24 protein-coding genes and 1 riboswitch are annotated in these 24,915 nt (G+C 49.7%); of the genes, 6 read left to right on the top strand and 18 right to left on the bottom strand.

Annotated features, from left to right (window positions below; all coding sequences use genetic code 11):
- Positions 1 to 26: 26 nt before the first annotated feature.
- Together JOD01_RS03605 and JOD01_RS03600 are read right to left on the bottom strand one after the other, a co-directional pair.
- A complete protein-coding gene (locus JOD01_RS03605) occupies positions 27 to 572 on the bottom strand; it encodes a phosphoribosyltransferase family protein (RefSeq protein ID WP_204516880.1) in 546 nt (181 codons plus the stop codon).
- Between the two features lie 14 nt (positions 573 to 586).
- Complete coding sequence (locus JOD01_RS03600) at positions 587 to 1,648, bottom strand: solute carrier family 23 protein (RefSeq protein ID WP_204516879.1); 1,062 nt, start codon at positions 1,646 to 1,648, stop codon at positions 587 to 589.
- Positions 1,649 to 1,943: 295 nt separating this feature from the next.
- Between JOD01_RS03600 and JOD01_RS03595 the strand changes: the two genes are divergently transcribed.
- From JOD01_RS03595 to JOD01_RS03585, 3 genes are all read left to right on the top strand, one after another.
- Complete coding sequence (locus JOD01_RS03595; protein WP_204516878.1) at positions 1,944 to 2,789, top strand: stalk domain-containing protein; 846 nt, start codon at positions 1,944 to 1,946, stop codon at positions 2,787 to 2,789.
- A 135-nt stretch (positions 2,790 to 2,924) separates the two neighbouring features.
- Complete coding sequence (locus tag JOD01_RS03590; protein WP_204516877.1) at positions 2,925 to 4,028, top strand: threonine aldolase family protein; 1,104 nt, start codon at positions 2,925 to 2,927, stop codon at positions 4,026 to 4,028.
- An 89-nt stretch (positions 4,029 to 4,117) separates the two neighbouring features.
- Positions 4,118 to 5,167, top strand: coding sequence for a DUF3231 family protein (locus tag JOD01_RS03585; RefSeq protein ID WP_204517207.1), 1,050 nt, complete (start codon positions 4,118 to 4,120; stop codon positions 5,165 to 5,167).
- Positions 5,168 to 5,293: 126 nt separating this feature from the next.
- On the opposite strand, the gene JOD01_RS03580 is transcribed toward JOD01_RS03585, so the two are convergent.
- The 9 genes from JOD01_RS03580 to JOD01_RS03540 form a co-directional block, all read right to left on the bottom strand.
- Entirely contained in the window at positions 5,294 to 6,187 is an 894-nt protein-coding gene (locus tag JOD01_RS03580) for a LysR family transcriptional regulator (protein WP_204516876.1), read from the bottom strand.
- 309 nt (positions 6,188 to 6,496) lie between these two features.
- Entirely contained in the window at positions 6,497 to 7,225 is a 729-nt protein-coding gene (gene queE, locus JOD01_RS03575) for a 7-carboxy-7-deazaguanine synthase QueE (RefSeq protein WP_204516875.1), read from the bottom strand.
- Positions 7,215 to 7,661: a 6-carboxytetrahydropterin synthase QueD gene (queD, locus tag JOD01_RS03570; protein WP_204516874.1), complete on the bottom strand. Its 447-nt coding sequence runs from the start codon at positions 7,659 to 7,661 to the stop codon at positions 7,215 to 7,217. Before queD ends, queE begins: the two co-directional genes overlap by 11 nt.
- Positions 7,658 to 8,323: a 7-cyano-7-deazaguanine synthase QueC gene (queC, locus tag JOD01_RS03565; protein ID WP_204516873.1), complete on the bottom strand. Its 666-nt coding sequence runs from the start codon at positions 8,321 to 8,323 to the stop codon at positions 7,658 to 7,660. The genes queD and queC overlap by 4 nt, the downstream gene beginning before the upstream one ends.
- A 103-nt stretch (positions 8,324 to 8,426) precedes the next feature.
- A riboswitch (PreQ1 riboswitch) is annotated at positions 8,427 to 8,470 on the bottom strand.
- 150 nt (positions 8,471 to 8,620) lie between these two features.
- A complete protein-coding gene (locus JOD01_RS03560; RefSeq protein WP_204516872.1) occupies positions 8,621 to 8,827 on the bottom strand; it encodes a hypothetical protein in 207 nt (68 codons plus the stop codon).
- Between the two features lie 14 nt (positions 8,828 to 8,841).
- Positions 8,842 to 10,560 carry a GTPase gene (locus tag JOD01_RS03555; RefSeq protein WP_204516871.1) on the bottom strand — a complete coding sequence of 573 codons (1,719 nt, stop codon included), beginning with the start codon at positions 10,558 to 10,560 and terminating at the stop codon, positions 8,842 to 8,844.
- A 16-nt stretch (positions 10,561 to 10,576) separates the two neighbouring features.
- Positions 10,577 to 12,334, bottom strand: coding sequence for a dynamin family protein (locus JOD01_RS03550; RefSeq protein ID WP_204516870.1), 1,758 nt, complete (start codon positions 12,332 to 12,334; stop codon positions 10,577 to 10,579).
- Between the two features lie 22 nt (positions 12,335 to 12,356).
- Positions 12,357 to 14,030 carry a GTPase gene (locus JOD01_RS03545; RefSeq protein ID WP_204516869.1) on the bottom strand — a complete coding sequence of 558 codons (1,674 nt, stop codon included), beginning with the start codon at positions 14,028 to 14,030 and terminating at the stop codon, positions 12,357 to 12,359.
- A complete protein-coding gene (locus JOD01_RS03540) occupies positions 14,030 to 15,070 on the bottom strand; it encodes a helix-turn-helix transcriptional regulator (protein WP_338028517.1) in 1,041 nt (346 codons plus the stop codon). The genes JOD01_RS03545 and JOD01_RS03540 overlap by 1 nt, the downstream gene beginning before the upstream one ends.
- Before the next feature lie 391 nt (positions 15,071 to 15,461).
- On the opposite strand from JOD01_RS03540, the gene JOD01_RS03535 reads away from it, so the two are divergent.
- Complete coding sequence (locus JOD01_RS03535) at positions 15,462 to 15,743, top strand: hypothetical protein (RefSeq protein ID WP_204516868.1); 282 nt, start codon at positions 15,462 to 15,464, stop codon at positions 15,741 to 15,743.
- Positions 15,744 to 15,786: 43 nt separating this feature from the next.
- On the opposite strand, the gene JOD01_RS03530 is transcribed toward JOD01_RS03535, so the two are convergent.
- Positions 15,787 to 16,425, bottom strand: a complete 639-nt coding sequence (locus tag JOD01_RS03530) for a VC0807 family protein (protein ID WP_338028516.1) — start codon at positions 16,423 to 16,425, stop codon at positions 15,787 to 15,789.
- Positions 16,426 to 16,451: 26 nt separating this feature from the next.
- Complete coding sequence (locus JOD01_RS03525; protein WP_204516867.1) at positions 16,452 to 16,967, bottom strand: GNAT family N-acetyltransferase; 516 nt, start codon at positions 16,965 to 16,967, stop codon at positions 16,452 to 16,454.
- A 196-nt stretch (positions 16,968 to 17,163) separates the two neighbouring features.
- Here JOD01_RS03525 and JOD01_RS03520 point away from each other — a divergent pair, with 196 nt between their 5' ends.
- Positions 17,164 to 17,322 (top strand): hypothetical protein, encoded by a 159-nt coding sequence (locus JOD01_RS03520; protein ID WP_204517234.1) that lies wholly within the window; start codon positions 17,164 to 17,166, stop codon positions 17,320 to 17,322.
- Positions 17,323 to 17,470: 148 nt separating this feature from the next.
- Here JOD01_RS03520 and sleB read toward each other — a convergent pair whose 3' ends face one another.
- From sleB to JOD01_RS03505, 3 genes are all read right to left on the bottom strand, one after another.
- On the bottom strand, positions 17,471 to 18,115 hold the full coding sequence (sleB, locus tag JOD01_RS03515) for a spore cortex-lytic enzyme (RefSeq protein WP_204516866.1): 645 nt from the start codon (positions 18,113 to 18,115) through the stop codon (positions 17,471 to 17,473).
- A 361-nt stretch (positions 18,116 to 18,476) separates the two neighbouring features.
- The gene (locus JOD01_RS03510; protein WP_204516865.1) at positions 18,477 to 18,968 is read right to left on the bottom strand and encodes a GNAT family N-acetyltransferase; all 492 of its coding nucleotides are present in this window, start codon (positions 18,966 to 18,968) and stop codon (positions 18,477 to 18,479) included.
- A 94-nt stretch (positions 18,969 to 19,062) separates the two neighbouring features.
- Positions 19,063 to 19,863 carry an undecaprenyl-diphosphate phosphatase gene (locus JOD01_RS03505; protein WP_204516864.1) on the bottom strand — a complete coding sequence of 267 codons (801 nt, stop codon included), beginning with the start codon at positions 19,861 to 19,863 and terminating at the stop codon, positions 19,063 to 19,065.
- Between the two features lie 391 nt (positions 19,864 to 20,254).
- Between JOD01_RS03505 and JOD01_RS03500 the strand changes: the two genes are divergently transcribed.
- A complete protein-coding gene (locus tag JOD01_RS03500) occupies positions 20,255 to 21,691 on the top strand; it encodes a hypothetical protein (RefSeq protein WP_204516863.1) in 1,437 nt (478 codons plus the stop codon).
- A 239-nt stretch (positions 21,692 to 21,930) separates the two neighbouring features.
- Here JOD01_RS03500 and JOD01_RS03495 read toward each other — a convergent pair whose 3' ends face one another.
- Together JOD01_RS03495 and JOD01_RS03490 are read right to left on the bottom strand one after the other, a co-directional pair.
- A complete protein-coding gene (locus JOD01_RS03495; protein ID WP_204516862.1) occupies positions 21,931 to 23,802 on the bottom strand; it encodes a TRAP transporter permease in 1,872 nt (623 codons plus the stop codon).
- A gap of 90 nt (positions 23,803 to 23,892) precedes the next feature.
- Positions 23,893 to 24,900: a TAXI family TRAP transporter solute-binding subunit gene (locus tag JOD01_RS03490; protein WP_204516861.1), complete on the bottom strand. Its 1,008-nt coding sequence runs from the start codon at positions 24,898 to 24,900 to the stop codon at positions 23,893 to 23,895.
- Positions 24,901 to 24,915: the final 15 nt, after the last annotated feature.

Raw genomic sequence — 24,915 nt, 5'->3', positions numbered from 1 at the left:
ACGAGCGGCCCATCTCTTTAATTGAATCAATTGTGCGGAAACAGCGGCAGCTTTTGCAAAAAGACAATATCGGTGCGTTCGGCGGCGCTGCCTTCCGCCAAAATCGCAGCCCGTGCAACAACGTTGCCCCCCGCTTGCACGACCAAATCTTCAATCGCTTGCAGTGATTTTCCGGTACTGATCACGTCATCGATGATGGCGACCCGTTTGCCGGCGATTTCCTTCGCGTCTGCTCCGTCGAGACAGAGCAGCTGTTTTTTCTGGGTCGTAATCGACACCACTTCGTTGATTAAAGGCTGTTCCATATACGGCTTCAAACTTTTCCGCGCCACGTAATATTTCTTAAATCCGAGCAGGCGGGAAAGCTCATGCACCAGCGGGATGCCTTTCGCTTCAGCGGTGACCAGCACGTCCACCTGCGGCAATCGTTCGGCGAGCAACGGCGCCGCTGCCGTAACCAGTTCAGTATCGCCCAATATCACAAAGCTGGCGATGCTTAAATCGTCCGCTACCTGTACAATCGGCAAATGCCGAGTTACCCCCGCTACTTCAAGCGTGTATGTTTTTTCCATGCGTATCCCTCCTGTCAAATCCCGAACAAACTGATCATTGCTCGCATGACCAAACCGGCGAGCATGCCGAAAAACGGATCAGAGATCGCCGTCACGGCCATTGTCATCCCGCCGATAAAACCGGAACTGGCATCCTCGCCTGCCAAAGCAGATGCGGCATTGCCCGGCACCGTTACGATCGCGCCCAAAACAAACAAAAAGCCGGAAATCGATTGACTCGGGATGAACCGGCCGATTTTTGGCAACAGTCCTGCAAAAAGAATCGCCGCCATCAACACCATCATCAGCACACCGGATGCAACCGGATGCGGAGCACTGCTGGTTGCAGAAATGATTGCTTCAACCGGCGCTCCGCCAAACAGGGAAGAAACCATATCCGCCACACTGCTGATCACACTGAGCGTATCAATATTGACTTCCGTTTGCGCAATATCCCCATTGATGCGACCAAACGCGATGTTGGCGCCAATATTCAGGCAAACCATCGCCAACGCTCCACGCAAAATACTCGGCGACAGTGTAATTTTTTGCAAAACAAATCGGTCATGCTCCAGCGGCTGAATGGCATTTCCTTGTTTCAGCACGATCGAAAGCAGACTCGAAAGCAACACGGATACCGTAATCGTATAAACGAGATCTTTGCTTAGAAAGTACGTGAACAGGGCAGATGCCACCGAAACCAATCCGACCGACAGATTGCTCCGCACCATATCCCAGGAGACCCGGGTCAGCATAATTCCCACACCGGCCATCATCCCGCTCGTAATGACAGGACCGATAAAGTCGACAATTCTTTCCAGTAACCCGAATAAACCGATAATGGTCATAATGACACCCCCGACGAAAATCATCGAGAGCCGATCACGAAAGTTTTTCCCCATCGTTCCAGCCAAAGCAATCGTTTCCGCCTGATAGGAAACAACCGCTACGGAACCGGTCAACGCATTCCCAACAGCGCCGATCAAAAAAGCCAGAGCAGTCGGAACAGAAGCAAATCCAAGAGACAACGCCAGCAATCCTTGCGGCAGGCCGTTCAAGACAACTCCAAACGCCGCAACCCAATCTTTCCACTCCATTTTCTCTCTTCTCCTTTAGCGTTTTTTTGTCGCGTTATTCTCTGATTTTTATCAGCTACTTTCTCTACCGTTCCTACTATAACGGATAATCCGATCAATAACAAATTAAATTTAATTATCGTTCGTATTTTAATCTCTTTCTTCGAGCCAATCACGCCATTATCCGGGAAACCGTCCGCCCAAAAGCGAACGGTTGGTCGATCCGGATTATTTGCCAGCAGCGGTCCATTTACCGAAACACTCCTTACAACCGGTTCGTCTAAATAAAGAGACAATAACTTGGAGGAAGACTTGCATGAAAAAATACGGCTTGATACTTTTCTGTTTATGCTGGATGTGGACAACGGGAGCAGCGTTGGCAAATCCAAACCCGTCCGCTCAACCGGCCATTTCGATCGACGGCGTGATTCAGCCCGTGTCTGCTGCCATCATCAAGGGAACTACTTTCGTCCCGCTCCGTCCTGCATTGGAAACATTTGGAGCAAATGTGAACTATTCTCCATCGACGAAAGAAATCCGAGCACTGATGGAACATCATGAATTTGTGTATAAATTGGGAGAAGCAACAGCCGTCATCAACGGCAAAACGGTCGAAGTCAGTCCGGCTCCGTTTGTCCGCGACGGCATGACGTACATACCGCTTAAACTGGTTTCCCTCGCGTTTGATGGCAATCTGCTATGGGACGGGGCAGCGCGCAAAGTAATCATCCGCTCGCCCAAAAACAATTTGAGCAATACGGATAATCAACTGAAAGACGCTTTGGCTGATCCGGCGCAAAATCCGCAACTGAGCCGATTGCTCGGTCCGCCGGCGCCAATCAGCAACAACGCTGGTACAATTCCTGGCGGAAGCCTGTATATGGACTTGCAACTGGCGCAAAAACGATTGATCATCACCAATTTGTCCAATCAAACAATCGACCTGTCGAATTGCAAGTTGACCGTTTTCGGCAAAAAACAGGCCATCTACTCGTTTTCCGACGGCTTCCTTGTGCCGGCGGGACAAAACCTCTTGATAAGCTTGTCCAGCGGCTCAGGTGACATTGTCTGGAACATTGAACCATTACTGAATAACGATAGAGCGAACCGCTTCCTCCTGACGACCGCTCGCAACGAGGTGATCTTGGATCGGGAAGGATAACGGTGGCTGCCGGGAACAAGCTTCGCTGAAAAAGGCGGCCGGCGATCCGGCAGTTTTTTGCTGTCTTGCTTGCCCGTTTCGGTGTATAGTTTGACTAATGGTTGTATACACCGGAACTGAAAGGAAGGCTCAGCAATGTACGAGACAAATCCAAAAAAACTGCAAGAAGCCTATTATGCGACGGCCTATCAATTGGGCGGACACGGAAAAAGAAATGTGCAAGTATTGAAACAGGCATTTGAAGAAATGGATGGACAGCTGGACAGCGATCAGTACGGGGCGGGAGAGCTGATTGAAAATTTCCAAGACAAAATCGCCGCTTTTCTCGGCAAAGAATCGGCTGTCTTTTTTCCTAGCGGAACTATGGCGCAACAAATCGCTCTGCGGATCTGGTGCGACCAACGCGGGTTGAAAAAGGTGGCCTATCATCCGCTCTCTCATTTGGAAATCCACGAGGAAGACGGTTTGAAAGAGTTGCACGGCATCCAGCCGATTCTGCTGGCAAATCGGGACCGCTTAATCCGACTGGATGATGTGCAAAACATGCCCGAAGAGGTCGCTTGTCTGCTGCTAGAATTGCCGCAGCGCGAAATTGGCGGTCAACTGCCCGCCTTTTCCGAACTTGAGGAAATTTCCGCCTATTGCCGGCAGCGTGGAATCAAGCTGCATCTCGATGGAGCCCGCCTTTTCGAGATTCTCCCGTTCTATCAAAAAACAGCTGCAGAAATCTGCCAGTTGTTTGACAGCGTCTATGTCTCTTTTTACAAAGGAATCGGCGGCATCGCCGGCGCCATTCTGGCGGGCGAGAAAGCTTTTACCGAAACATCCAAAGTCTGGAAACGCCGGCATGGCGGGGATTTAATCAGCCTTTATCCCTATTTCCTGTCCGCGAATTATTACTTTGACTTGCGGCGTGACAAATTTGCGCAATATTACGCTGAAGCCAGGGAGTTGGCCAACTACTATCAGCAATGTCCAGGCGTGACCACCCGACCGGCGGTGCCCGTCTCCAACATGTTTCACGTGCATATCCGTCTGCCGAAAGCAACGCTGGAACCCGTCCTGCTATCGGTTTATGAGCAGACCGGCATTGGTTTTACGCATTATTTGCGAGAAGTCGATGAAACAAATTGCTACTTCGAAGTCAGCATCGGCGACAATTACGCCCGCATCCCCAAAGAAGCAATCAAGACTGCTTTTGAATTGCTCGCTGAAAAACTGGGTGAAGTTGTATCCTGATCCCTTGGATTAGTTTTGCCAACATAATTCACCTGATAATTGGTCAACATAGAAACAAATGATCGAACGGAGGGTTCAGAGTGGAAACGATGCTGCCAGAAACGTTACGTCCAAAGCAATCGGACAGCAAAAAAGAAAAATTGACTTCCGCCGAGCAAGGCAAGCTTTGGGTCACTTATGTGGGGAACACGATGTCCATCTGCGTGTTGAGCTATATGCTGAATCACGTTGAAGATGCAGAAATAAAAGCAGTGTTGGAAGACGCAATCAGTCTGTCAAAGCAGTTTGTGCAAACGATCAAAGACATTTTTGTTCAGGACAATTTTCCTGTGCCCAAAGGTTTTACGGCCCAAGACGTCAATGTAAATGCACCGCGATTGTTTGAAGACGACTTTTACCTGCAATACCTGAAATATGTCGGAAAGGCAGGAATAAGCCTGTACAGTATCGCTATCCCCTTGGTGTCCAGGCCGGACGTTCGGTCGTTTTTTACACAATTGATCGACTTGACGGTAAAATTTCTCAATCAGGTCAACCAATTATTAGAGAAAAAAGGGCTGATCACAAAGCCGCCCTACATTCCGTACCCTACGAAAGTGGATACGATTACGAAACATAGCTATTTAAACGGATTTTTCGGCCCTGTCAGACCGCTGCAAGCGCTGGAAATAACGCATTTGCACGATAACCTGGAAAATAACGCGACAAGCAGAGCGGTTTTGATCGCTTTCAGTCAGGTGGCCCAATCGGCTCAAGCGAAAGCTTATTTCCGCCGGGGGATCGAACTTGCCAGCAAACATTACGATGCTTTTCGCGAAATCATGCAAACGGAAGGATTGACTTCACCTCCCATCTTTGACTCGCTGGTCACGACCTCCACAACTGCACCGTTTTCGGATCGCCTGATGCTGTTTCATAAGCTGGATATGTACGCTGTCAGGATCCGAGCCTACGGAAACGCAATGTCGATGAGTCCCAGACACGATGTAGCGGAAAAGTATGCGCGGTTTATCGTCGAAGTGGGGAATTATGTCGAGGATGGCGCAAATATCTTGATTCAACACGGGTGGATGGAGCAGCCGCCTCAAGCTGTGGATCGGAATGAGCTGACCGCAAACAATAAACCGAATAACCAATAAAATCCTGCATAGAAAAAGAACCGCTTGAGCTACTTTCCCCAAGCGGTTCAACTGTTTCCTTCCCTTCTGATCCGATCGATGCCGCCAGTTTTGGCCATTTGTCGACTTGCGAAAAAAATTGCTCTCTTAGATCTCGTGCTCCTTGAGAAAATTGACAAAATGCTGGACCGCCGCAAACTGCATCGTTGCCTCCCGGTAGAGCATCCAAGTCTTTCGCGTGACCGGTTGTCCGTTGCTTAATTTCAGGTCAACCGTAAACAAATTTTCTTCCGGCTCTACAAACATACGGGGAATGATACTGTAACCAAGACCGAGTTTGACCATCACCTTGCAAGTTTCATAGCTGTCCACCTGCATCGTGATCGTCGGCGGTTGTTGATACCGTTCATGCCACCACAGATCAATCGATTGGGCCAATGAGAAGGACATCGGCTCACCAAGCTTTACGGCCAGTTTTGGCAGGCGGTAATTGATACGGGGCAAGGCGGGCAGCCGATCGAGGTCGATCTCTTCTTTGGAAACAAGGCAGATGCTCTCTTCCTGCAATAAATGCTGCTGATCCAGCCATTGAAATTCGCCGCGGATGATCCCAACCTGAATCTCTTCCTGCAGCAGCATTTCAAAAATTTCCGAACTGTACCCGGTATCGACCTGAATCTGCACTTTTGGATACTGCTCGAGAAACCGTTTGAGAAGATAGGGCAGCTTGTACTTTCCGAAATAAAGGGAAGCACCGATCCGCAGCGTCCCCTGTACTTCTTGCTGCATATTGACGATATAATCTTGGGTGTTGCGCAATTCGCTCAACATGCGGTTCGCATAGCTCACCAAATATTCGCCTTCCGGTGTAAAGCGAATGCCTTTTCCGTTTTTCACGATTAACGGAACGCCGAAGCGTCTTTCCAACTGCTGCAGCCGATAGGTCAAGGCTGGTTGCGTAATATACATCCGTTCCGCTGCTTTCGTCAAGCTTTTTTCCTTATCCAGCGATTGCAGCATCAGCCAATCTTTCTCGTCCATCCCAAACCTCCCGCGTTGATCTTGCCTGTGAATTGTCCCAATTGTTTCCCGATGACGCTGTACTATTGCAGTCCATTATCTGCCATATCTGCCGGTTTGTCACCAGAAAACCTGCTTGGATCAAAGAAACCGGCTGGATGCCGGATGCTTTTGCTCGAACGATTTCTGATCAGCCCACATGCCATTGTATGTTTCTCGTTCGCTTATTTTTCCTGCATCTAAAAACGCCAACAAGCCTGAGACTGGCTCGCTGTTGGATTGGCATAAAAAAGACGATTCCTGTACAAGCAGTACGGAATCGTCCCTTGTTTACACTCCTCGTTTGTTTCCCCACAGCCATGTATGCAGCTGCGGCAATATCCTGACCGCTCTCAACTCCGCCGAAGCCATCGTCTTGTCGACAAGCGCCTTGTACCGTTCCAGCAAGCGCGCCAGCAAAAGAGCGGGGTCGGCTTCCGTCAAATCGTCATTGCCCGGCTGCAAGTAAAAGGGCACATGCGGATAACGTTTGTGAACGCCGCAGGCATACTGCCAATCCGCCTCGTCGAAAACGACCACTTTCAGGCTAAGTGAGCGGCGATTGGCTGTCAACGATTCCACGATGTTATCGAGCACAGCCCAATCGGTGTTCATTCCGGAGCTGGGCGGTTTGGGGGAAATCGTCAACTGATCGATCTGCAAGAACCAGTCTTGCCAACGACTGCCTTGGGTTTCCAAAGCCACTTCGATTCCTTCTCTGTGCAACAGCGCGATCAGCTCATCCAAATGGGCCAGCAGTGCCGGATTTCCCCCCGAAACGGTCACATGCGAAAACGTCTCCCCGCCTGTATCACGCAAGGCGGCGACGATCTCGTCGGCAGTCATCATGCGGATTTCGTTCTTGCCTGTACCGTCCCAGGTAAAGGCGGAATCGCACCAGGCACAGGAGTAATCGCAGCCCGCTGTCCGCACAAACATCGTCTTCTGCCCGACGACCATGCCTTCTCCTTGAATCGTGGGTCCAAAGATCTCTATTACCGGTATGCGATTAGCGGTCATAAGCGCCTCCCGCAAACGGCCGATAGACGACATAACTGGTCGGGGTTTCCCGTAAAAAAACTTGCACGCATTTCGGCTTGTTTTCTGTCTGGTCAAGATACGCTTGTATCAGCTCGCCAATCGTTTTGGCCACGATTTCCGTCGTCGGAAAGCGGGCCGGGTCTTCATCGCTGAAGAAGGCGGCATGCTCATTCAGCAAAGTATGGTCGAACCGGTCGTGAATCAGTTTCTTGACGGCGGAAAAATCGACCAAAAAGCCGGTTTGATCGAGCTCGTTGCCGGCGATCGTCAAATTGACAAAATACGTATGGCCGTGCACGCGGCTGCACTTGCCGGCGAGCTCGCTGGGCACATAATGGGCGGCGGCAAACTGAAAGTCTTTATTTAGCTCGTACCGAAACGGATGGGCGACGGACGGGTAAATTTGCTGCATCATGACGGCCGGCTCCCGCCTTTCAGCGCCAAGAACTCCTGCAACCCTTTGTTGCGCAGGCGACAGGCCGGACATTCGCCACATCCGTCAGCCATAATGCCATTATAGCAAGTGAGCGTTTTTTCTCTTACATAGTCAAACACGCCCAGCTGATCGGCCAACTGCCACGTCTCCGCTTTGGACAGCCACATCAGCGGCGTATCAATCACAAACGGGTAGTCCATCGCCAAATTAAGGGTGACATTCAACGATTTAATGAATACATCGCGACAATCCGGATAGCCGCTGAAATCGGTCTCGCACACGCCCGTCACGATATGTTTGGCGCCAACTTGTTTGGCCAGTACGGCGGCAAACGAGAGAAACAGCAAATTGCGGCCATCGACGAAGGTGGTCGGCAGCTCGCCCTGTTTCTCTTCAATGGCAATGTCCTGTCTGGTCAAGGCATTCGGTGCCAGCTGATTCAACAGCGACATGTCGAGGATGTGATGTTTGAGGTTTTGTTCCTTGGCAATTTGTGCGGCGCACTCAATTTCCAATTTGTGGCGTTGGCCATATTGAAAGGTCACCGCCTCTACTTCGCGGAACCGCTCCTTTGCCCAGAACAGACAAGTCGTGCTGTCCTGTCCGCCGCTGAATACAACAATCGCTTTTTCTTGTGTCATCTTTTGACTCCTCCCCTTTTCGCCCGCACTCCATCAGGCCGCTTAAAGGTTCCAAGAGCAACACACGTCGTACAAAAAGCAAAAACGGTATCTAAGGAGATACCGTTCCTTAGTTTTTTATAGAGGGTGCGCTAGAACCTCTCCTGCAATCGCCTGGGCTGGTTGCCCTGCTGATTCCAGATTGTTATGATTTTCAATTATTGTAGCACAACTGTCGATTTTCTGCATAGCAAGTGTAAGCTGTTCCTGCCGCCTGCCGTTGAAGCATTCGATCAGCTTTCTCGCAGGCATAACCGGTCAGCTGTACTTCGCGGTCCATTTGTTGCAGCTGTTCCATGCTTTTTTGTTGAAGTGCGTCTGATAGCAGATTTGCTGTTCTTCCGGCTCATACTCCCACACGTGCCGCATGCCTGCTTTTGGCTTTACCTGGTTGCCGCCAGCCGCCCCGTTCCAATGTGTACACATTGCGCAAATTCGCGTCGACGGGCTACAGTTTTTGCTCATATGCTCTACCTTCTTTACGCCAATTGACCTTTCAACAGCGCCAAATTGGACAAAAATTGTTGCAACTGATTGAGTGAATGTTCCAACTCCGCATTTTTTTGTTCGACGAGTTGCAAATCGGCTTTGACTTCCGCAACGATGTTGTCAAAAATCGTTTGCGTTCCTTGTTGGATCGTTGTCAGGACATTTTCCTCCATCTTTTGCAACTGAATTTGCAGCTGCATCCGGATCTCCTGCATCGCATTGATTCGTGACGCCAGCGCCTCCTGTTGCTGACGGTTTGCCTCCTGCGCCCGGTATTCCATTTCCCGTTTCTGTTCGTCATTGCTGCCCTGATTTTGAAACAACGAGACAATATCCTTGAGCACCGAAAAGAGGACAATGACTTCAATGACCGGCAACACGGGCGCGATCACCGGAACGAGACTTTTCAAGCCCAGTTGTTTCATCACCGTTTTGCCAACGGTCGTCTTGATTAGTCCTTTTGTTCCGGTTTCGACCGTTTTCAGCAGCGTCTCTTTGGCCAACGAGGTGACAACCGTTTTTTCAATTGCGGTCGTGATGATTTTATCAACCGTCGGCTGCGGCTGTTTATCGCCTGCACCTTCCAGGGCATTGGTTTGCTGCGCGGAAATGAAACGGTCAGCCGGGCGATTCAGTATGATGCTGCCTTCTGCCACCGTCAGTTTCTCGTAAAATCGTTCCAGGTCGCCGGTCACATCGGACAAGACCGCTTCCAGTTCCTGATTGACCTTGTCATTGATGCGTTGATGAAGTTGTTTCACAGCTGAATCAATCTCCTGGCCGTTGCTTGCCAACTGATAAAGGGGTTGAAAAGCTTGCTGAAATTCCTGTTTGATTTGCAGCTGCAGCGTCTGAACGAACGTATTTTTCTTTTCATAGATATCCTGAATCAGTTCCAACAGTTTCTTTTCCTCTTCCGAACTGAACTGTTGCTGCAGGGAACGCTGCAATGATGGGATGCGTTGAATCAAAATATCGACGGTGGGCAACAGCAATCTGGCCCCTGCCTGTTCCTTCAATTTTTGCAAAATCAGCCGTTCAAGATCCTGCACATGGCTCCGCTCAACCAGCAACGCTTTTTCATTGGCTTTGCCGTTATAGCCGGAGAGCGCATTCACCGTGATAAAAGAGTATCGTTTGTCCACTTCGTCGAGTTGCTGCTCCGTCGCTACGCTTTGAATATTGGCATAAAGCTTGCTGCGAACCTGCTGAATTCTTTCGGAATCGAGCGACGCTTGTTTATTGTTCAACACTACGATCAATGGTTTGCCCGCCAGCATGATCTGGGTAATCTCTTCCGCTACCAGCTTGTTGTCGAAACTATCGCTATCATCGATCACAAACAAAATGACGTCATGTTTGACGAGCTCGCTTTTGGACAGCTTATAATCTCTTTCCGGTCCGTTGATTCCCGGGGTGTCAATCAAGTCATACCCGTTCCATTTATAGGCGGTAATCTCGCTGGTGGTCGGAATATCTCCCACCGGCGCGATCGCCTCTGCGAAAATCGCATTGAGCAGGCTGCTTTTGCCGGCATTATAAATGCCGTAGAACATCAAGCTCGGTTGGTATTTTTCCAGTTGGGCCGTTATCTCTTTTTCCAATTCAGCGTACCGTTCCTGCAGCTGTTGCCTTTCATAAATCGGCTTCAGCTCCAAGAGATATTGCTGAAGCTCGTTTTTATAATCACGAATTTTGCTTTCCATCATATTGGTTTCCGTCCCCCTAAAAAGCCAGCGTAGTCAGTTGCTGATCAACGGAAGCCAGCTTGTCCAGCAAATGTTTGACCATCGTTTCGCTTTGGCTCAAATATTTCTGATTCAGCTCCTGCATGGTCTGCTCCACGCGTTCCCGAATGATCTCATCCAACCGCTGATTGACCACGGCGACAATCTCCTGCACATTGTTGCCCACTTTGACCGTCATTTGTTTTTCTTCCGTCTTGATCCGCGTCGTCTTGTACTTTTTCCCGAACCAGGAACCGATGTGCTCAATCACCCCTTGAGGATCGCGGTATCCTTCCTTCACCAAATAATCCTGATACGCAATATTTTCGTACTGCGCTTCCAGTTTGACATCCAGCTTGACATGCAATTGCTGCATTTGGTCCAGCTGAAATTGTTCCAACACTTTGCCGACTTTCCTTGGCAGTTCGTCTTGCAGGGCGGAGACAACAACCGATGCGACCAGATTGGAAATCTCGGACGAACCGATCGCCTTTCCTTCATCAAACTGAAAGGCGAGTTTGCGTAATTCAATATCCATCATCAAGCTGCTTTTGTTGCGCACGTCTTTGATGATCGGTTCCGTCAGTTGAGCCATCCTTTGTCTGGTGTCCGCAATCGATTGCAAGATGGCGCGAAACGCTTCCATCATTTCCCCGATGCCGGAAACCGATTGCTGATTCAGCGCAAATCCATGCCGCAATTCGTCGATCGTACTGTTGATCTGCTGTCGGGGGCGGTTAGTCTTTAGCTCTACCGCATCCCGCGTCAGCACGCTGCCGATCTGTTCGTAAAACGCCGGAATCCCGCTTTGCCAAAACAAGTCGTGGTCCGCTTCCGCCAACGCCTTTTTGGCAATATTCGGCGAGATACTGACAAATCGAGTGTCCTTGATAAACCGGTCAATGCCCTTTTGCTTAAGAACATCGGCGATGTACGTTTCCTGCGCCTGGCGATCCGCCGGACTTTTTGGCTCCAGCACGGTGATGATTTCGCCGTCCAGCTCATCCTCATACGTTCGATCCGATTTGGTGATCGTCACCAGCAGCGGCTTTTGTTTTTTGATCAACCGCTCCAACTCATCGATTTCATCAGCTTTTCCCGGTGAACTGGACGGAACGAGGAACAGCACCAAATCGGAAAAGTCGACATACTTTTTGGCCAAATCCTCATTGAAACTGTTGATCGAATGAATTCCCGGGGTATCCACCCACGTCACACCGTTTTGCAGCGTAAAATATTGGATGGAGCTCGTCGTTTCCACTGCGCCTTCTTGGAATTTCCCTTCGGCCAGAAGTTTTGGTTGATGGGCGGTATCTGCCGCTTGGCTGAACTCGTAGACATAAAAGGGCGGCACCTCCGGATAGACGGATCGAAGCGACTCCGGCACTCCGGCGATGAAATTCCCCAAACTGCTTTTTCCCGTGTTGACATTCCCGAAGACGACCAGCAATATCGATTTTTCAAACTGGTTCATAAATTCTTTGCCCTCGATATGTTGCAGCACCAGCTTCAGCCACTCGTCCACTTTGCCGCGATACAAGCGAATCGTCTCGGCCAGCATTTCTTGAAATTGGCTGTCGTTTTCCGCATTTTCCCATTCGATCTGTGTAAGCAACGTTTGCAAATCCTGGACAATCCGTTTGATCTGTTCTTCCCGGTTTTCCACATCAAGCCGGAAAACTTGCAACTGTTCTGCGACAGACCGGACACTTTCGAGAAACTGGGTAATGGTCGTTTCTATTTCTTGTGATGACATCTGTTCCTCCCAGAATAAATCGTTACAATTTCAGGACGGCTGCTTGCAGCAAGCGTGTTTCCTCAAGGTGTTTTAGTTGCGTTTCCGCCTGTTTCTGCAGTCGAATGCTCGCGGACTCACTAGCTGCGCGGTTGCGTTCCAGCTGGTTGTTCAACTCGGCCCACTTTGCTGTCACTTCTTTGTCCACTTCTCGGCAAAATTGACTAAACACGTTCCGGCACTCGCTATATACTTCGTGATTCACTGCTTTCAAACTGCTGGTCAAATCACTTTCCAAATCCCTTACCGCATCGCGAAATGTATAATTGTAGATCTCTACTTCTTTTTCGCCGAACAACCCCCGTTTATAGGTCGTCATGTAATCGGTATCGACGTTTGCCTTCAAGTACCAGGAACTGCTGTCCACTTCGTAAAAGGCGCCTGTCCGTCCATCGTTGAGATACGGCCCCGTCTTCATCAGCCATCGATCCGGCTCGCCCGGACGCGCTTTGATATCGATGGCAACATCGTCCAGGCGAAACGGTTCGAATTGTGCCAAGATCGCCGTCAACCGCTCTCTGGTTTGATTCAGCGATTCTTCCGCCTGAGCAATCACCCGATAGCTTGGATTGTTCGCATTTGTCCGGTAAGCGATCAATTCCTGATACTGGCCGCACAAACGGTTACGCTGCTGGCAAAACGCCGGCATCGCTTGTTCGTAAAACCGGCTGATAAAATGTTTCTCCGCCGCTGATTCGGCCTGGTATTCGGAACCGTAGCTATAGCCCGAACTGTAATCGCCGCCCAAATAGACCCGCTCAACTTCCAGTTTCGGAAAGGCGTAATTGGCCAGCCATTTGGAAAATTCGTCCTTCTTCCCGTTGATGATCTGTTTGGCAGACTCCAGCGCTTGCAATCGTTCTTGCAAGGTGTTCAGTTCGGAACAGACAGCCTCGACTTTTTCCTCATCTTTCAAAATAAACATTTGCAGCCGTTCCGCCATTTGTTCTTGTTTCCCCGCGGTCCGCTCTCTTGTCAACTCACCGCCTTGTTCCATCCCCCGCTCCACTGCCGTCCGCAAATACGCAACCAGATTCGGCACTTGGCTGGATTGGACAAGCAGTTGTTTGTTTTCTTCCTGGCCCTTGAGAAAACTGAGCGAATCGACGGTGAAACTGACGATTTCCCTGCCAAACAGTCCAACGATTTGCTTTTGGATCATTGCGTGAACAACCGGCAGTTTTTCTTTATCAACCTGGCTGGCATTGCTGAAGGCAAAGACAACCCGCTGCCAAAACCCGTCTTTTTCCGGAAAATACGTTTCCAGCTTCTGAATAAATTCCACTTCCTGTCGAAGCAGTTCACCATCAACCAAGTTATGTACGAACAAGATCATATCCGCATGTTTATAGGCGTTTTCCGCCTCTTGGGTGTCCTCGTCGTTTGCGTTTACCCCGGGAGTATCCACCAGAATGGCGTTGCCAAACTCCACCTGCTCATTTTTCACGGTCGTTCGCACTACTCCGGAGGCAAAATGATCCCGCTTGCCATATATGGCGTTGGCCAAGGTGCTTTTGCCTGACTTGACCATCCCCGCCAGTACAATCATGGGACGATTTGAATGTTCAAAAGCCATCTCTTTCCATTCTGCCCAAAGCGTATTTAGCTCCTTGTCTTGGAAAGCCGCAATCGCTTGCTCGATTTGTGTTGCGTTCATCATGGTGCCTCCTTGTCCATTCCTTGCTCAGTCGAGCGGGTATCGCCGTTTTTGTATAGAGTGGCCATCGCTTCGATCGTCTGCTTTAATTCCTCACGAAATTCAGCCGGTTTTACCACCTCTACGTATTGTGCCTGGCTGAGCAGCCACATCTTGATGCCTCGGCCAAACACTTTGGCCTCGATGATCGCCGTGTCGCCATCCATTGTCACAACGGCATTGGGCAAGCGATCGAGCACCGCTTCCAGTGAAGCGCCCCAGAAGCGAAACGTAATCGTTAACAGTTGGCCCGTCTGCATAAATTGCACGCGCTTGCGAAATTCGCCTTCCTGAAACCGCTGTTGGTCAGGGATGTGAAAATGTCCGGGCATCAACTCATACGACTCAATGCGATCCAGTCTGTATATGACGGGAAATTCCCGCGGATATCCATCGAGATAGGCAAGCGCGTAAAAGTAAAATTCGGAAAAAATCAGCCCGACCGGTTCGACCAGCCTCATCACCGGCGATGAATCGCCGACCCGCTTGTAGGCTATTTTCATCCTTCTTTGCTGCCGGACCGCTCGGCCAACATCCCACATCTTTTGAAACATCGGCTGGTTATGTTGAACAGGCACGTAAAGAAACCGTTCATTGCGAACCATTTCTTGAATCAGCTTGCTTTCCTCCGGACTGACCAGATGCAACAGCTTTTCAATGGAGCGATTCATTTCCTCCCCGGAAAAAGCGCGGCTCTCCAGAAGAATTTTAATTATGCTATACACTTCCGAACTGTTTAACTGTCCGTTCGGTTCGCCCCGAAGCCGGTAGCCTCTCTGTTTGGCGTCATACTCAATCGCTACGGCTTGATCATAATGAGACATCATCGCCAGATAGCTGCGCAAATCTTCGATGTCTCTTTGAATCGCTTTTTCGCTCACTTGAAAAAATTGCGCCATCCGCTGCTTGCTGATCACTTCACCTTGCAGGAAACGCTGGAAAAGCTGCAGCATCCGCATTGTCTTGAGCTGACCGGTTTGTCTGCCTCCGATTCCCCACACCTCCTCCGATATGATCAATGTAACAAAACAACCTGGACAGATACTGTCCTTGTTCCCAAATAAAAACAATACCTATATACCCGAGCGAAAACACGCTCAAACGCCACAAATGACAAATGGCCTTGCCTTGGCTAAACAAAAAACCCCTCCTTGGACTTATCCAAAGAGGGGGACACTGTAATCTTACAGTATCGTATGCTTTTGTCCGCTCATCTGTTTTTCGTTTATCTGCCTATTTGGTTGGCGGAAGCGTTGGGGATTGCGCCCGCATACAGTTAGCGCCAAATTTATTTCGCTACATGAGAAGGAAAACGCGAAAGTCTGCCGAAAAGGTGGGATTACATGGCAAAGATTTCTCAACCACAGTAATGGAACAAGAACAGGAGACGCAATGAATTCTCGATTATCCACAACAACTGCCAATCTGCTTATCGTCATTCATTTGATCATTCTGTATTACTGGATTTTTTCCTGGGAGCAATTGACAACCGTACCAGGGCTGATCATTTGGCTTGGCTCCATTGCCGGAGGGTTTGTTTGTCACCGGTTTGGCAAACAAACCGGCAAGTTGCCCGCCGGACGGCTTCAGCTCGTAAAAGTGACCACCCTGCTGACGAGCATCCTCGCCCTGCTGTCATTGCTGATTGAATTCGCCGTCCGCTCGATGCCCTAGAACAAATGCCGAACGCCGCGCCATAGGGGCCGTCAAAGCGCGGCTAGTTTTTGCTTGCCAGCACTTGGACAGCCCGTTTGCGGTAGTAAATCGTCCAGACAATCGTCAGTCCGATCATCCCGTACATGATCAGATGGGAAACCGCTAAAAACACATCAATGGACACGAGATAGACCAACCAGATTTTAATCGCGGATTCCAGGCAAAGACTGAGTCCCCACACCAGCGTCATGATCCGAATGACACGGCGCATGTATGGTTTGGCTTTCCAGTTTGCCTGCCAGGCGGCTCTCGCCTGTTCATCCCCGGCGCTGCTGAACCGCAGCGCAAAATAGTAGATCAACGGTTTGAATACAACCAGTGAGAACAGAAAAACGATTCCCAACAGACCGGTCACAAGCGAATCTTTGATCAACAGAAACTTCTCGTCGCCTCCCAGGGCAAACATCAGCAGATTTAGGAAAAAGCCAAACAGCATAAAGACGGCAAATCCATCCAGTTTTTTGTATCTGACCAGGTGATAGAGATTGTCCAGCAAAGGGACAGCGGTTGCCGCACATAAAGCGGCGAAAGAAGAATAGTGGGGATGCAACAGTTCGTATACAGCCCAGGGAAGCGCTGCATTGACAACCAGCGTAACAACAATGCTTTTTACAATCCGGTTTCGTTGTGCAAGTTGCACGAATTTTTCCTCCCATCAGCGAACAGTTACCGCTTATCCGCGTGAATCGCCTTCTCGTAACAGAAGTAAGGCAACCGCCGCAGAGGAAAGCGAATCTCGCCTGTTTTTTGATAGCCAAACATCTCGTACAAGGCAATGGCCGCCCGGTTCCCGCTGTATGCGTCGAGACGGATGCTCGCAAAACCGCGCTCGCTGGCGAACATTTCGCAAAAACGCAGCAGTTGTTTGCCCCATCCCCTTCCCTGATGATCCGGATGGACGACAAGGCGGTGAATGACCGCGGCCTTTTCCTCCTCAAATATCCATTTGACCGCGGCATATTGTTTTGCCTGTCTTTGATCCAGGCAAACAGCACCAATCAACTGGCAGTCATGCCATAACACCATTAATGCTCTTCGCCGCAAATCGTCCTTGATGACAAACCGATTGGGGTAAAAGAAATCCCACTGCTTGATCTGCTTGCTTCGTAAATGCTGTTTGCTCGCCCGATACAAATCAAAGATCGCCGCAAACTCCCCCACTTCAGCTGCTCGAAATTCCATTTTCTTCAACACCTCTCCCCTCATCATATATACCGACCGTTGGTTTGTAAAGTGATTTCCGCTGCTCTTTTCTCCCGGACAGGAGTCTAGGCAAAGAAAAGAAACGCCGATGCTGTTGCCAGCGGTTCTGTTGCGCCATTTGGATAATCAGCGGCGCGCTTGAACAGATTAACACCTAGCGAGGAGGTGACAGTTTATGGAAGAGAAAATCGCAAGCGAACAAGGAGCACAATCTGCCAAAACCAATGGCGAAAAGTGGGATGAACAGGCGATTTATGAGCAACACCAGTTTCAAATGTTTCCGACACCGGATGAGAAAAAAGCTTCCAAGGTGATCAAAAGGTTGGAAGATTGACGCTTCCCGTCGCCTTCCACAGAACGGCATCATCCGGAAAATACGCGTTATGTCGTCGATTGGCTGGATGCCCAACGATCTATGTAAGCAAACATCGGGATAAAAAAAGGAAAGATGGATCGCTCGTTTCCATCTTTCCTTTTTGTTGTTAAGCGGCAAAAATATGTCTGCCGATGGTTGTAATTTGCGGACGGCTCCAAATCCATTTGGATGTGGCCGTAGCCGGATTAAAATAATAGGTCGCCCCATAGGTCGGGTCCCAGCCGCGGGCTGCATCCCAAGCTGCTTTGTACGCAGTCTTGTCCGGAGTCAGCCAGTATTGGCCATCGTCTACAGCGGTAAATGCGCCCGGTTGGAAAATAATCCCGGAAATAGAAGGCGGAAATTTGCTCGACTGCAACCGGTTCATGACAACGGCAGCGACTGCGACCTGTCCTTTGTAGGACTCACCGCGCGCTTCTCCATAAACGAGATGGGCCAGCATCTCCATTTCCTTTGCGTTGACCGAATGTTGCTTGAGTTTTGACCAGGTCTGCGCGCCAACAATTCCGTCGGCAGGAAGACCGTATTGTTTTTGAAAACGCTTGACAGCGTTGACGGTTTGTTTACCATATACCCCGTCCAATTTGCTATGAAAGAAACCAAGCAATTGGAGACGATATTGCAAGTCCCATACCTCTCCGCTATTGGTGCCATAAGCGAGATATGCTGCCGCATCCGCCTTTTGCACAGGCTGAACTGTGATCATGGCCAACAGCATAAAGAGGCAGGTAATGATTTGCCATTTTTTCATGGTAATTTCCCTCCTCTCAAGTTTGTCATTTTAGCAGGTTGACGAGGAGCGGAGCAATAGAAGATCGCTGGAAATGCACAACCAGCAGTCTTCCTACATGAAAAAAAACACCCACCCGACGCATTTGCTCGTCAGGTGGGCCTGTTGCTCCCGGATCTGTTCATACGTCGTTGAATCTGGCAGGTTTTCATCAAAATGGTTGCTCGCAGAAACGCCTCAAGCCATTTCTTGACCATTCCGTTGCCAGCCAGTTCTGTTGTTATGTAGAGACTGTATCCCGCAAGAGGGACTGCTTGTCAAGGAGACGAACCGAAATGTTTGGCCACATCGGCCGGCCGTTTTGATGGTTGAGAGATGGCGATCAGCACCTGATAATTTTAATCATGTTGTACCACTTCTCTCCAGCATGTTCAGAATTGGACATGCCATGGCTGATGTATCCATGCTTTTCATAATAACCAATTAAGTTTTCTTTGCATGTCAGTGTGATCGTTTCCCGTTTTTTCCATCTTGCTTCTTTCTCCAGATGCATCAGGAGCTCTGATGCGATGCCGTTTTTTTGGAACTGCGGGTGAACCGCCAATCCCAGGATGCTTTGATGCCCGCCCGTTGCAGGATTCATTTTGATAGTTGTAAACAGATCATCCGTTATGTAGGCGGTTTCTATGACCGGCCCATTGATGAACCCGACGATTGCACCGTCAACTTCGGCAACAAAAAAACTGTCCGGAATCAGTTGAATTCGCTGTTCAAATGCCTCTTTCGTTGCCGCCTCTTCCTTTGAAAAACAAAGCTGTTCAATCGCTGCCAGTTGAGGCAAGTCGTCAATCTTTACATTTCTTATTTTCACCATGAATCCCCCTCTTTTTCGTCTTCAGCCATCACAATGGCTGGCCGTATGGCCGACACCCATTCGCTGTTTTCAGCCTTCTTTTTTCCCCAACCGCTCAGCGCATCAGAAACAAGTAAAAAATGGCGGCCAGCGCAAAGCGGTACAACGCAAACCATTCCAGCCGGAACGTTTTGACCAGTTTCAAAAAGGTGACGACCGCCAGCAAAGCTACGAGAAAAGCGGTGACGAATCCGGCGGCAAACAGCAGCAGATCATCCGCGTTGAGATATTGCCGGTTGTCGAGCAAATCGAGTACGGTCGCTCCCAGCATCACGGGCACGGATATGATGAACGTAAAATCGGCTGCCGCCTTTTGACTGGTCCCGAGCAGCATCCCACCGGAAATCGTTGAACCGGAGCGGGAAAAACCCGGCCACAGGGACAAACATTGAAACAAGCCAATGCCCAGCGCCTGCTTGTAAGTAATGTCGTCCGTAGTTTCCGCCGTGACCCGCCGCTTTGCCCGCACGCCGATGATCAGCAAAATTCCGCCCGACACCAAGCCGATCAGGACAGGGCCCGCTCCAAACAAGACCGTTTTGATCAAATCTTTGAACAGCAAATAGACGATCAAGGCCGGAATCATTGCAATGATGAGATGCAGTGCATTCAATTTGCCCGCGGAGAAATCGAAGCGAAGCAAATTTTTCAACATCTGAATGTATCTTGTCCAATACAGAACCAGCAGGGCAAGCACAGCGCCCAGTTGGATAACGATTTTGAAGGTATCGGCCGCCCCTCCTTCAAAGCCGAGCAGATGGCCCGCCAGGATCATATGTCCCGTGGACGAGACAGGCAAAAACTCCGTCAATCCTTCGATCATTCCCAAAATGATCGCACTGAAATACTCGTACATCAAACACAGTCCACCTTTCTTGCTGAGCGTCTTCCCGGGAAAGCAGGTACATGCTGCCGTTTTTCCCCCTTAAAGTGACGCAGCAAGCGCTCATTTGGTTTCATGCGATGCAACAAGCTCATTCTCCATCGTCCGGGTCGGAATGAAGGCAAAGGATGAGCCGGACAGATCAATCGAAAACTCGCGTAACATCTCAAATACATTACGTTCCAATATTTGCCAATATGGCGTTGGCTCACAATCAAAGAATGGTTTCATTATTGATCGTCGGGCTGGTTTTAGCTGTCTCAACGTTTTTGGGATATTCCCGCTCCTTCTCCGATAAGATATACAAAATATTCCAATCACAGTGAATCATAAGTCACTCAAAGAGAAGAAAGGAGCACTGGACTTGCTCAAGAGTATTGCCCTGATAATCGTCTCCGTGATGAATCTGGCCACTACTCCTCAAACCCCAGCCAAGATTTCTTCGCCCGTCGTGGAAACCTCAATGAGCAAGAGCGAACTGGGGGATTTACAGGAAAAGCAGGTTCACTTTCCCAATGGCGATCATTACTGGAGCAAGCGAATCGATTTCACCGCTTCTTCCGCCAAACGCTTCCGCTTTACCTGGGTGATCGAAGGGAAAAATGGAACCTTTCGCTACCTCGACAGGCAACAAGGAAAAGCGGCGTGGAAAACGATCCCGCTGCAAAACCCCCTGCCCAAAGCAACCGGCTTTATCACGACGGACAAAACCTCGACGATATTGAGCAGCCCTGCCTTTTATCGCGAACAGACGCACGAAACGATCTACGATCTGTCCTCCCAGGCTTCTCCCGTCTCTGTGCAAGAGACGAAGCACGGATATGCGCTCACTTACTCCTATCCGATCGAGAAGCAGACAACCGCCGAGGTGTGGGCCTTGCAATCCCCGGCCACCTTGATCGACTGGAAACAGCCCGATCTGAACGTGATCTGGAGCGGTCTCGACATGCATGAAAATCAGAAGTGGTTAGCCAAAGGATTTTATGTAAAGTCGCCGAGCACTTACCGCCCAACTGGCAAGAACGTCTACTGGCGGATACCGGATAACTATTTGGCCGCTTCCTTCATCAAAACTGGCGGAAGCAGGGCGGCGGACGACCTTGGCTGGGTCATGCTGCAAACGGCGCTTTCCGCACAGACAAAAGCCGGCTATTGGAAATCCGGCCCTTGTTCCACCTGGCTGTTGAATGATTACAATATCGGCTGCGGTTTTTACGACACCCGCTTTAATACAGATCTGGCCGAACTATTGCTGCGCGGCTACCAAAAATATCAGGAACGGCAATTTTTGCAAGCCACGTTGACCTACAGCCACTATCTGTTCAAACACATTGATCAGGAGAAAATCGTGATCAAGCAAGGCGATCGGCAAGGCTGGCTCGTTCCCGATTATGGGTATGAAGGTAAGCATAAACAAAGCAACGCTTCCTTGAATCATATGCTGCAGGAAGTCAACTACCTCTACCGTTTATATTTGCAGACGCAAGAGGAAAAATGCAAATTGTATGCCGAACGGATTTTGGAAGGCATTCGCCTGCTTGGAACCAAATGGATACGATCCGATGGCAATTTGCATTATGCCTATTTGCCCGATGGCAAGATAGGCATGCAGGACTACCCGTATCTGACCTACAACGACCTGTTGGAAACGCAAAGTTTGCTGCAACGGGTTTATGGTCAGAAAGATCCTGTTTTGCAAAGATTGATGGACGCCAAGAAAAAATGGATGGATGCCCACGGGGTCACGGGGTATCGTGTGCAAGAAAGCAAGAACGATGTCGCGGTTGATGTGGATCATTAAAAAGAAGAACCCCCGTGCGATCGCGGGGATGTGCGGGTCAAGGTAGGGAGGGCAACGTTCAGTGTACTGCTGTTCAATGTTGGAGCCTTCCCCTTCCCTCCCATCCAGTCAGTTGTCATCAAGCTGATTTACAACTAACATAAGGCATAAAGCAAGCTCCCGTCTAATTGACAGTTTGGATATGGTTATCGAAACTGATGATAGTTCAAACACAACGAACCGGTCAGGTGCATCCTCGCTCAAAGCTCCATTCGTTCACTGCGGAGCTCCAGCCGGCTCATTTTTTTCTTCCACCACAGGAAGTAGCCCAAGCCAAGCAACAGGATGGAGGCGGCAGCAGGTATCAGTTGCCCGGTCAAAAGCAAGCCTGCGCATAAAATGAGATACATGCGGTCCAACATACTTAACCGAAACGTCAACCAGCCAATCATCGCGGCGGAAAACAGCACGACCCCGACTAGCGCCAAAATCGCAGAACTCGCGATGGAAAAAGCGCTCCCTTCCATCAACAAAGCTTGATTGTAAACGAACGCAAAAGGAAGAATGTAGCTCGGAATCGCGATTTTAAATCCTGTCCAACCGGTCTTCTCCGGACTGTCGCCGGAAATAGCCGCCGCCGCATAAGAGGCCATCGCTACAGGTGGCGTCAACATGGAAATTGTACCAAAATACAAAATGAACAAGTGAGCCGCGATCGGTGTGATTCCCATGTCGATCAAGGCAGGGGCAACCAAGGAAGCCAAGAGAATGTAGACGACGGTTGTCGACATTCCCATCCCCATAATCAAGGAACCGATCATCGACAACAAAAGCAACATGAGCAAGCTGTCCCCGGATAGATCGACGAGCACGGAGGAAAATCGGTTGCCCAATCCGGTGATCGTCAAGCTGCCGATCACAATTCCTGCACCGGCAGAGGCAATGCTCAGCATTACAACACCTTCTCCCGCTTCCCGAATAGCGGCAAACAGCTTGCGCAAGGTCAGGCGGTTTTTGCTGTTGAGAAAACCGCAAATAATAGCGGCGACAGTCGCCCCCAAACCGGAATAGGTGGGGGAGTACCCGGCCAGCAGCATGGCGATCAAAGCGATGAACGGCATTGGATAGAGCCAGCCGCTTTTTAAGACTTGTCCGAAAGAAGGCAAGTCGCTTTTGGCGACCGGACGAATTCCGTGTTTGACAGCATAAAAATGGACAACAGCAGCGATCGCCAGAAAATACAAGGTCCCCGGCAGGAGCGCTGCCAATGCGACCTGGGCGTAGGGAATTTGCAAATTCTCCGCGATCAGGAAGGCTGCGGCTCCCATTACGGGAGGCAAAATTTGTCCGCCGTTGGAAGAAACCGCTTCAATCGCACCAGCCATCGTACCGCTAAATCCCGACTTCTTCATTGCCGGGATCGTCACATTTCCACCGACCATAACATTAGCGACAGCACTCCCTGAAACCGATCCCATCAAACCGCTGGAGAGAACGGAAACATGACCCGTTCCGCCTGGAAGTCTTCCGGCAACGGCACGGGAAAGATCAATCATAAAATTTGACACACCCGTCCGTTCCAAGATGGCACCGAAAATAATAAAAATCACGACATAACGGAACATCGTCGCCAATGGCAACCCGTACAAACCGGACGAACCGAGATACAACTGGCTGCTGATTCGTTCAATGCTGTATCCTTTATGTTTGAGCAGATCCGGAAAATATCTTCCATAATAAGCGTAAATCAAAAAGAAAATGCAAATGAGCGTCAAACCCCATCCAACCGTTCTTCTGAGCGCCTCCAAAATAACAACGATTGCGAGCAGTCCCATATAAATATCGGTTGAGGTCGGAGTCCCTGCCCGACTGGCAATCTCGGCAAAGTTCACCGCCAAGTAGACTCCGACAGCGATACTGGCTGCAATGACAATCCAATTCAGCAGTTGCAGGAGAAAATGCGATCCCAACGGTTTTTTCAAAAAAGCGTAAGTCAGTACCATCGACAAGAAAATCGGTAACACTTGACTTTCTGAGATGGTGTGCGTCGCTTGGCAAACAAGTACGAGCACGGAAATCAAAAAAGAAATGGCGGCGATCAGCTTGGCTTCAAATTTGCCGATAGAGATCATTTCGCTTCCTCCCCGTTCGCTAAATGGTGAGACTTCTTCGCAGAAATCTCACCATCGAATGCTTGGTAAGCGGTGAATGGTACACCGCTGTCAATAGCTGCCCTTTTCCTTAAAATACTTTAACGCCCCCGGGTGAATTGTCCCCTGAAGGAAGTCAACATCCTCTTTGGCCGGAACGTTGGCCACTGCTCCCATCGGGTGCACTTTTCCCAACTTTTCCGTATTTTCCATCGCCAGTTTCGTAATGTCATAGACGACCTGTTCATCCAGGTCCTGTTGAAAGACGATATAAACTTCCGTGGCTGCTGTAACAACTTCTTGATCTTGTCCCTTGTAAGTATTGGCCGGAATCGTATAGACCGCTCTCGTTTTATCCTTCTTGATAATTTCCGGGTCCATGCTGACGATACTGACAGGCTTGCTCACGCCAAGGCTTTCGATCACGGGTGACGGCAATGTTCCAAACACCATGGCGACATCGATCGCCCCGTCGCCTAACGCCTCTACTGCTTCATTCCACCCCAGATAGGAAAGCGTGACATCACTTTCGGTAATGCCGTGATCTTTCAGCAACGTCAAGGCCGTCAAATTGGCGGCCGATCCGGAAGCGCCAATGGACACGCGTTTTCCTTTCATATCCTGAATCGTCCGAATGCCCGAGTCTTTTAACGTGACAAAATGAACGACGGAAGGAGCTATCTTCCAACCAATGCTGACGTGTTCCACTTTCTTGTCTTGAAAATTTCCTTGACCTTTCAACGCATCGTTCAGCACGTCGCCGCCAGTTAACGCTAATTGCAATTCATCATTATTGACAAGATTCATATTGGCAATCGATCCGCCCGTCTCTTCAATATCAAACTGGCTGTACTTCAGATTATCCTTCAACAGCTCCGCCAGCCCTGTGCCATACAAATAAATCGAAGAGCCGGATGCCGCCGTTCCAATGCTAATAAATTCAGGGGCATTAGCAGACTGTCCCTGGCCAGACGATGATGTGCCCTGCCCGGTGGTCTCTGTTCCGCCGCCGCAACCCGCGAACACGGTCAAGGCCAAAGCCATGACAATGAGCAACAGTTTGTTTGTGAGCGCTTTCATTTAAGTCCCCCTTGT

Origin of the sequence: Brevibacillus fulvus (assembly GCF_016908525.1) — a bacterium.
Taxonomy (GTDB): domain Bacteria; phylum Bacillota; class Bacilli; order Brevibacillales; family Brevibacillaceae; genus Brevibacillus_G; species Brevibacillus_G fulvus.
The sequence above is the reverse complement of the archived record's forward strand: the minus strand, read 5'-3'. Positions and strand labels throughout refer to the sequence as shown.

Bases quoted from the DNA above. Each gene is read 5' to 3' on its own strand.
- queC (WP_204516873.1), bottom strand. From the start codon at position 8,323: ATGACACAAGAAAAAGCGATTGTTGTATTCAGCGGCGGACAGGACAGC.
- JOD01_RS03520 (WP_204517234.1), top strand. From the start codon at position 17,164: ATGGAAGAGAAAATCGCAAGCGAACAAGGAGCACAATCTGCCAAAACC.
- JOD01_RS03605 (WP_204516880.1), bottom strand. From the start codon at position 572: ATGGAAAAAACATACACGCTTGAAGTAGCGGGGGTAACTCGGCATTTG.
- JOD01_RS03550 (WP_204516870.1), bottom strand. From the start codon at position 12,334: ATGTCATCACAAGAAATAGAAACGACCATTACCCAGTTTCTCGAAAGT.
- JOD01_RS03495 (WP_204516862.1), bottom strand. From the start codon at position 23,802: ATGATCTCTATCGGCAAATTTGAAGCCAAGCTGATCGCCGCCATTTCT.
- JOD01_RS03555 (WP_204516871.1), bottom strand. From the start codon at position 10,560: ATGATGGAAAGCAAAATTCGTGATTATAAAAACGAGCTTCAGCAATAT.
- JOD01_RS03600 (WP_204516879.1), bottom strand. From the start codon at position 1,648: ATGGAGTGGAAAGATTGGGTTGCGGCGTTTGGAGTTGTCTTGAACGGC.
- JOD01_RS03585 (WP_204517207.1), top strand. From the start codon at position 4,118: ATGCTGCCAGAAACGTTACGTCCAAAGCAATCGGACAGCAAAAAAGAA.
- JOD01_RS03595 (WP_204516878.1), top strand. From the start codon at position 1,944: ATGAAAAAATACGGCTTGATACTTTTCTGTTTATGCTGGATGTGGACA.
- JOD01_RS03525 (WP_204516867.1), bottom strand. From the start codon at position 16,967: ATGGAATTTCGAGCAGCTGAAGTGGGGGAGTTTGCGGCGATCTTTGAT.
- JOD01_RS03545 (WP_204516869.1), bottom strand. From the start codon at position 14,030: ATGAACGCAACACAAATCGAGCAAGCGATTGCGGCTTTCCAAGACAAG.
- queD (WP_204516874.1), bottom strand. From the start codon at position 7,661: ATGATGCAGCAAATTTACCCGTCCGTCGCCCATCCGTTTCGGTACGAG.
- JOD01_RS03505 (WP_204516864.1), bottom strand. From the start codon at position 19,863: ATGTACGAGTATTTCAGTGCGATCATTTTGGGAATGATCGAAGGATTG.
- JOD01_RS03590 (WP_204516877.1), top strand. From the start codon at position 2,925: ATGTACGAGACAAATCCAAAAAAACTGCAAGAAGCCTATTATGCGACG.
- JOD01_RS03510 (WP_204516865.1), bottom strand. From the start codon at position 18,968: ATGGTGAAAATAAGAAATGTAAAGATTGACGACTTGCCTCAACTGGCA.
- queE (WP_204516875.1), bottom strand. From the start codon at position 7,225: ATGACCGCTAATCGCATACCGGTAATAGAGATCTTTGGACCCACGATT.
- JOD01_RS03560 (WP_204516872.1), bottom strand. From the start codon at position 8,827: ATGAGCAAAAACTGTAGCCCGTCGACGCGAATTTGCGCAATGTGTACA.
- JOD01_RS03535 (WP_204516868.1), top strand. From the start codon at position 15,462: ATGAATTCTCGATTATCCACAACAACTGCCAATCTGCTTATCGTCATT.
- JOD01_RS03580 (WP_204516876.1), bottom strand. From the start codon at position 6,187: ATGGACGAGAAAGATTGGCTGATGCTGCAATCGCTGGATAAGGAAAAA.
- JOD01_RS03490 (WP_204516861.1), bottom strand. From the start codon at position 24,900: ATGAAAGCGCTCACAAACAAACTGTTGCTCATTGTCATGGCTTTGGCC.
- sleB (WP_204516866.1), bottom strand. From the start codon at position 18,115: ATGAAAAAATGGCAAATCATTACCTGCCTCTTTATGCTGTTGGCCATG.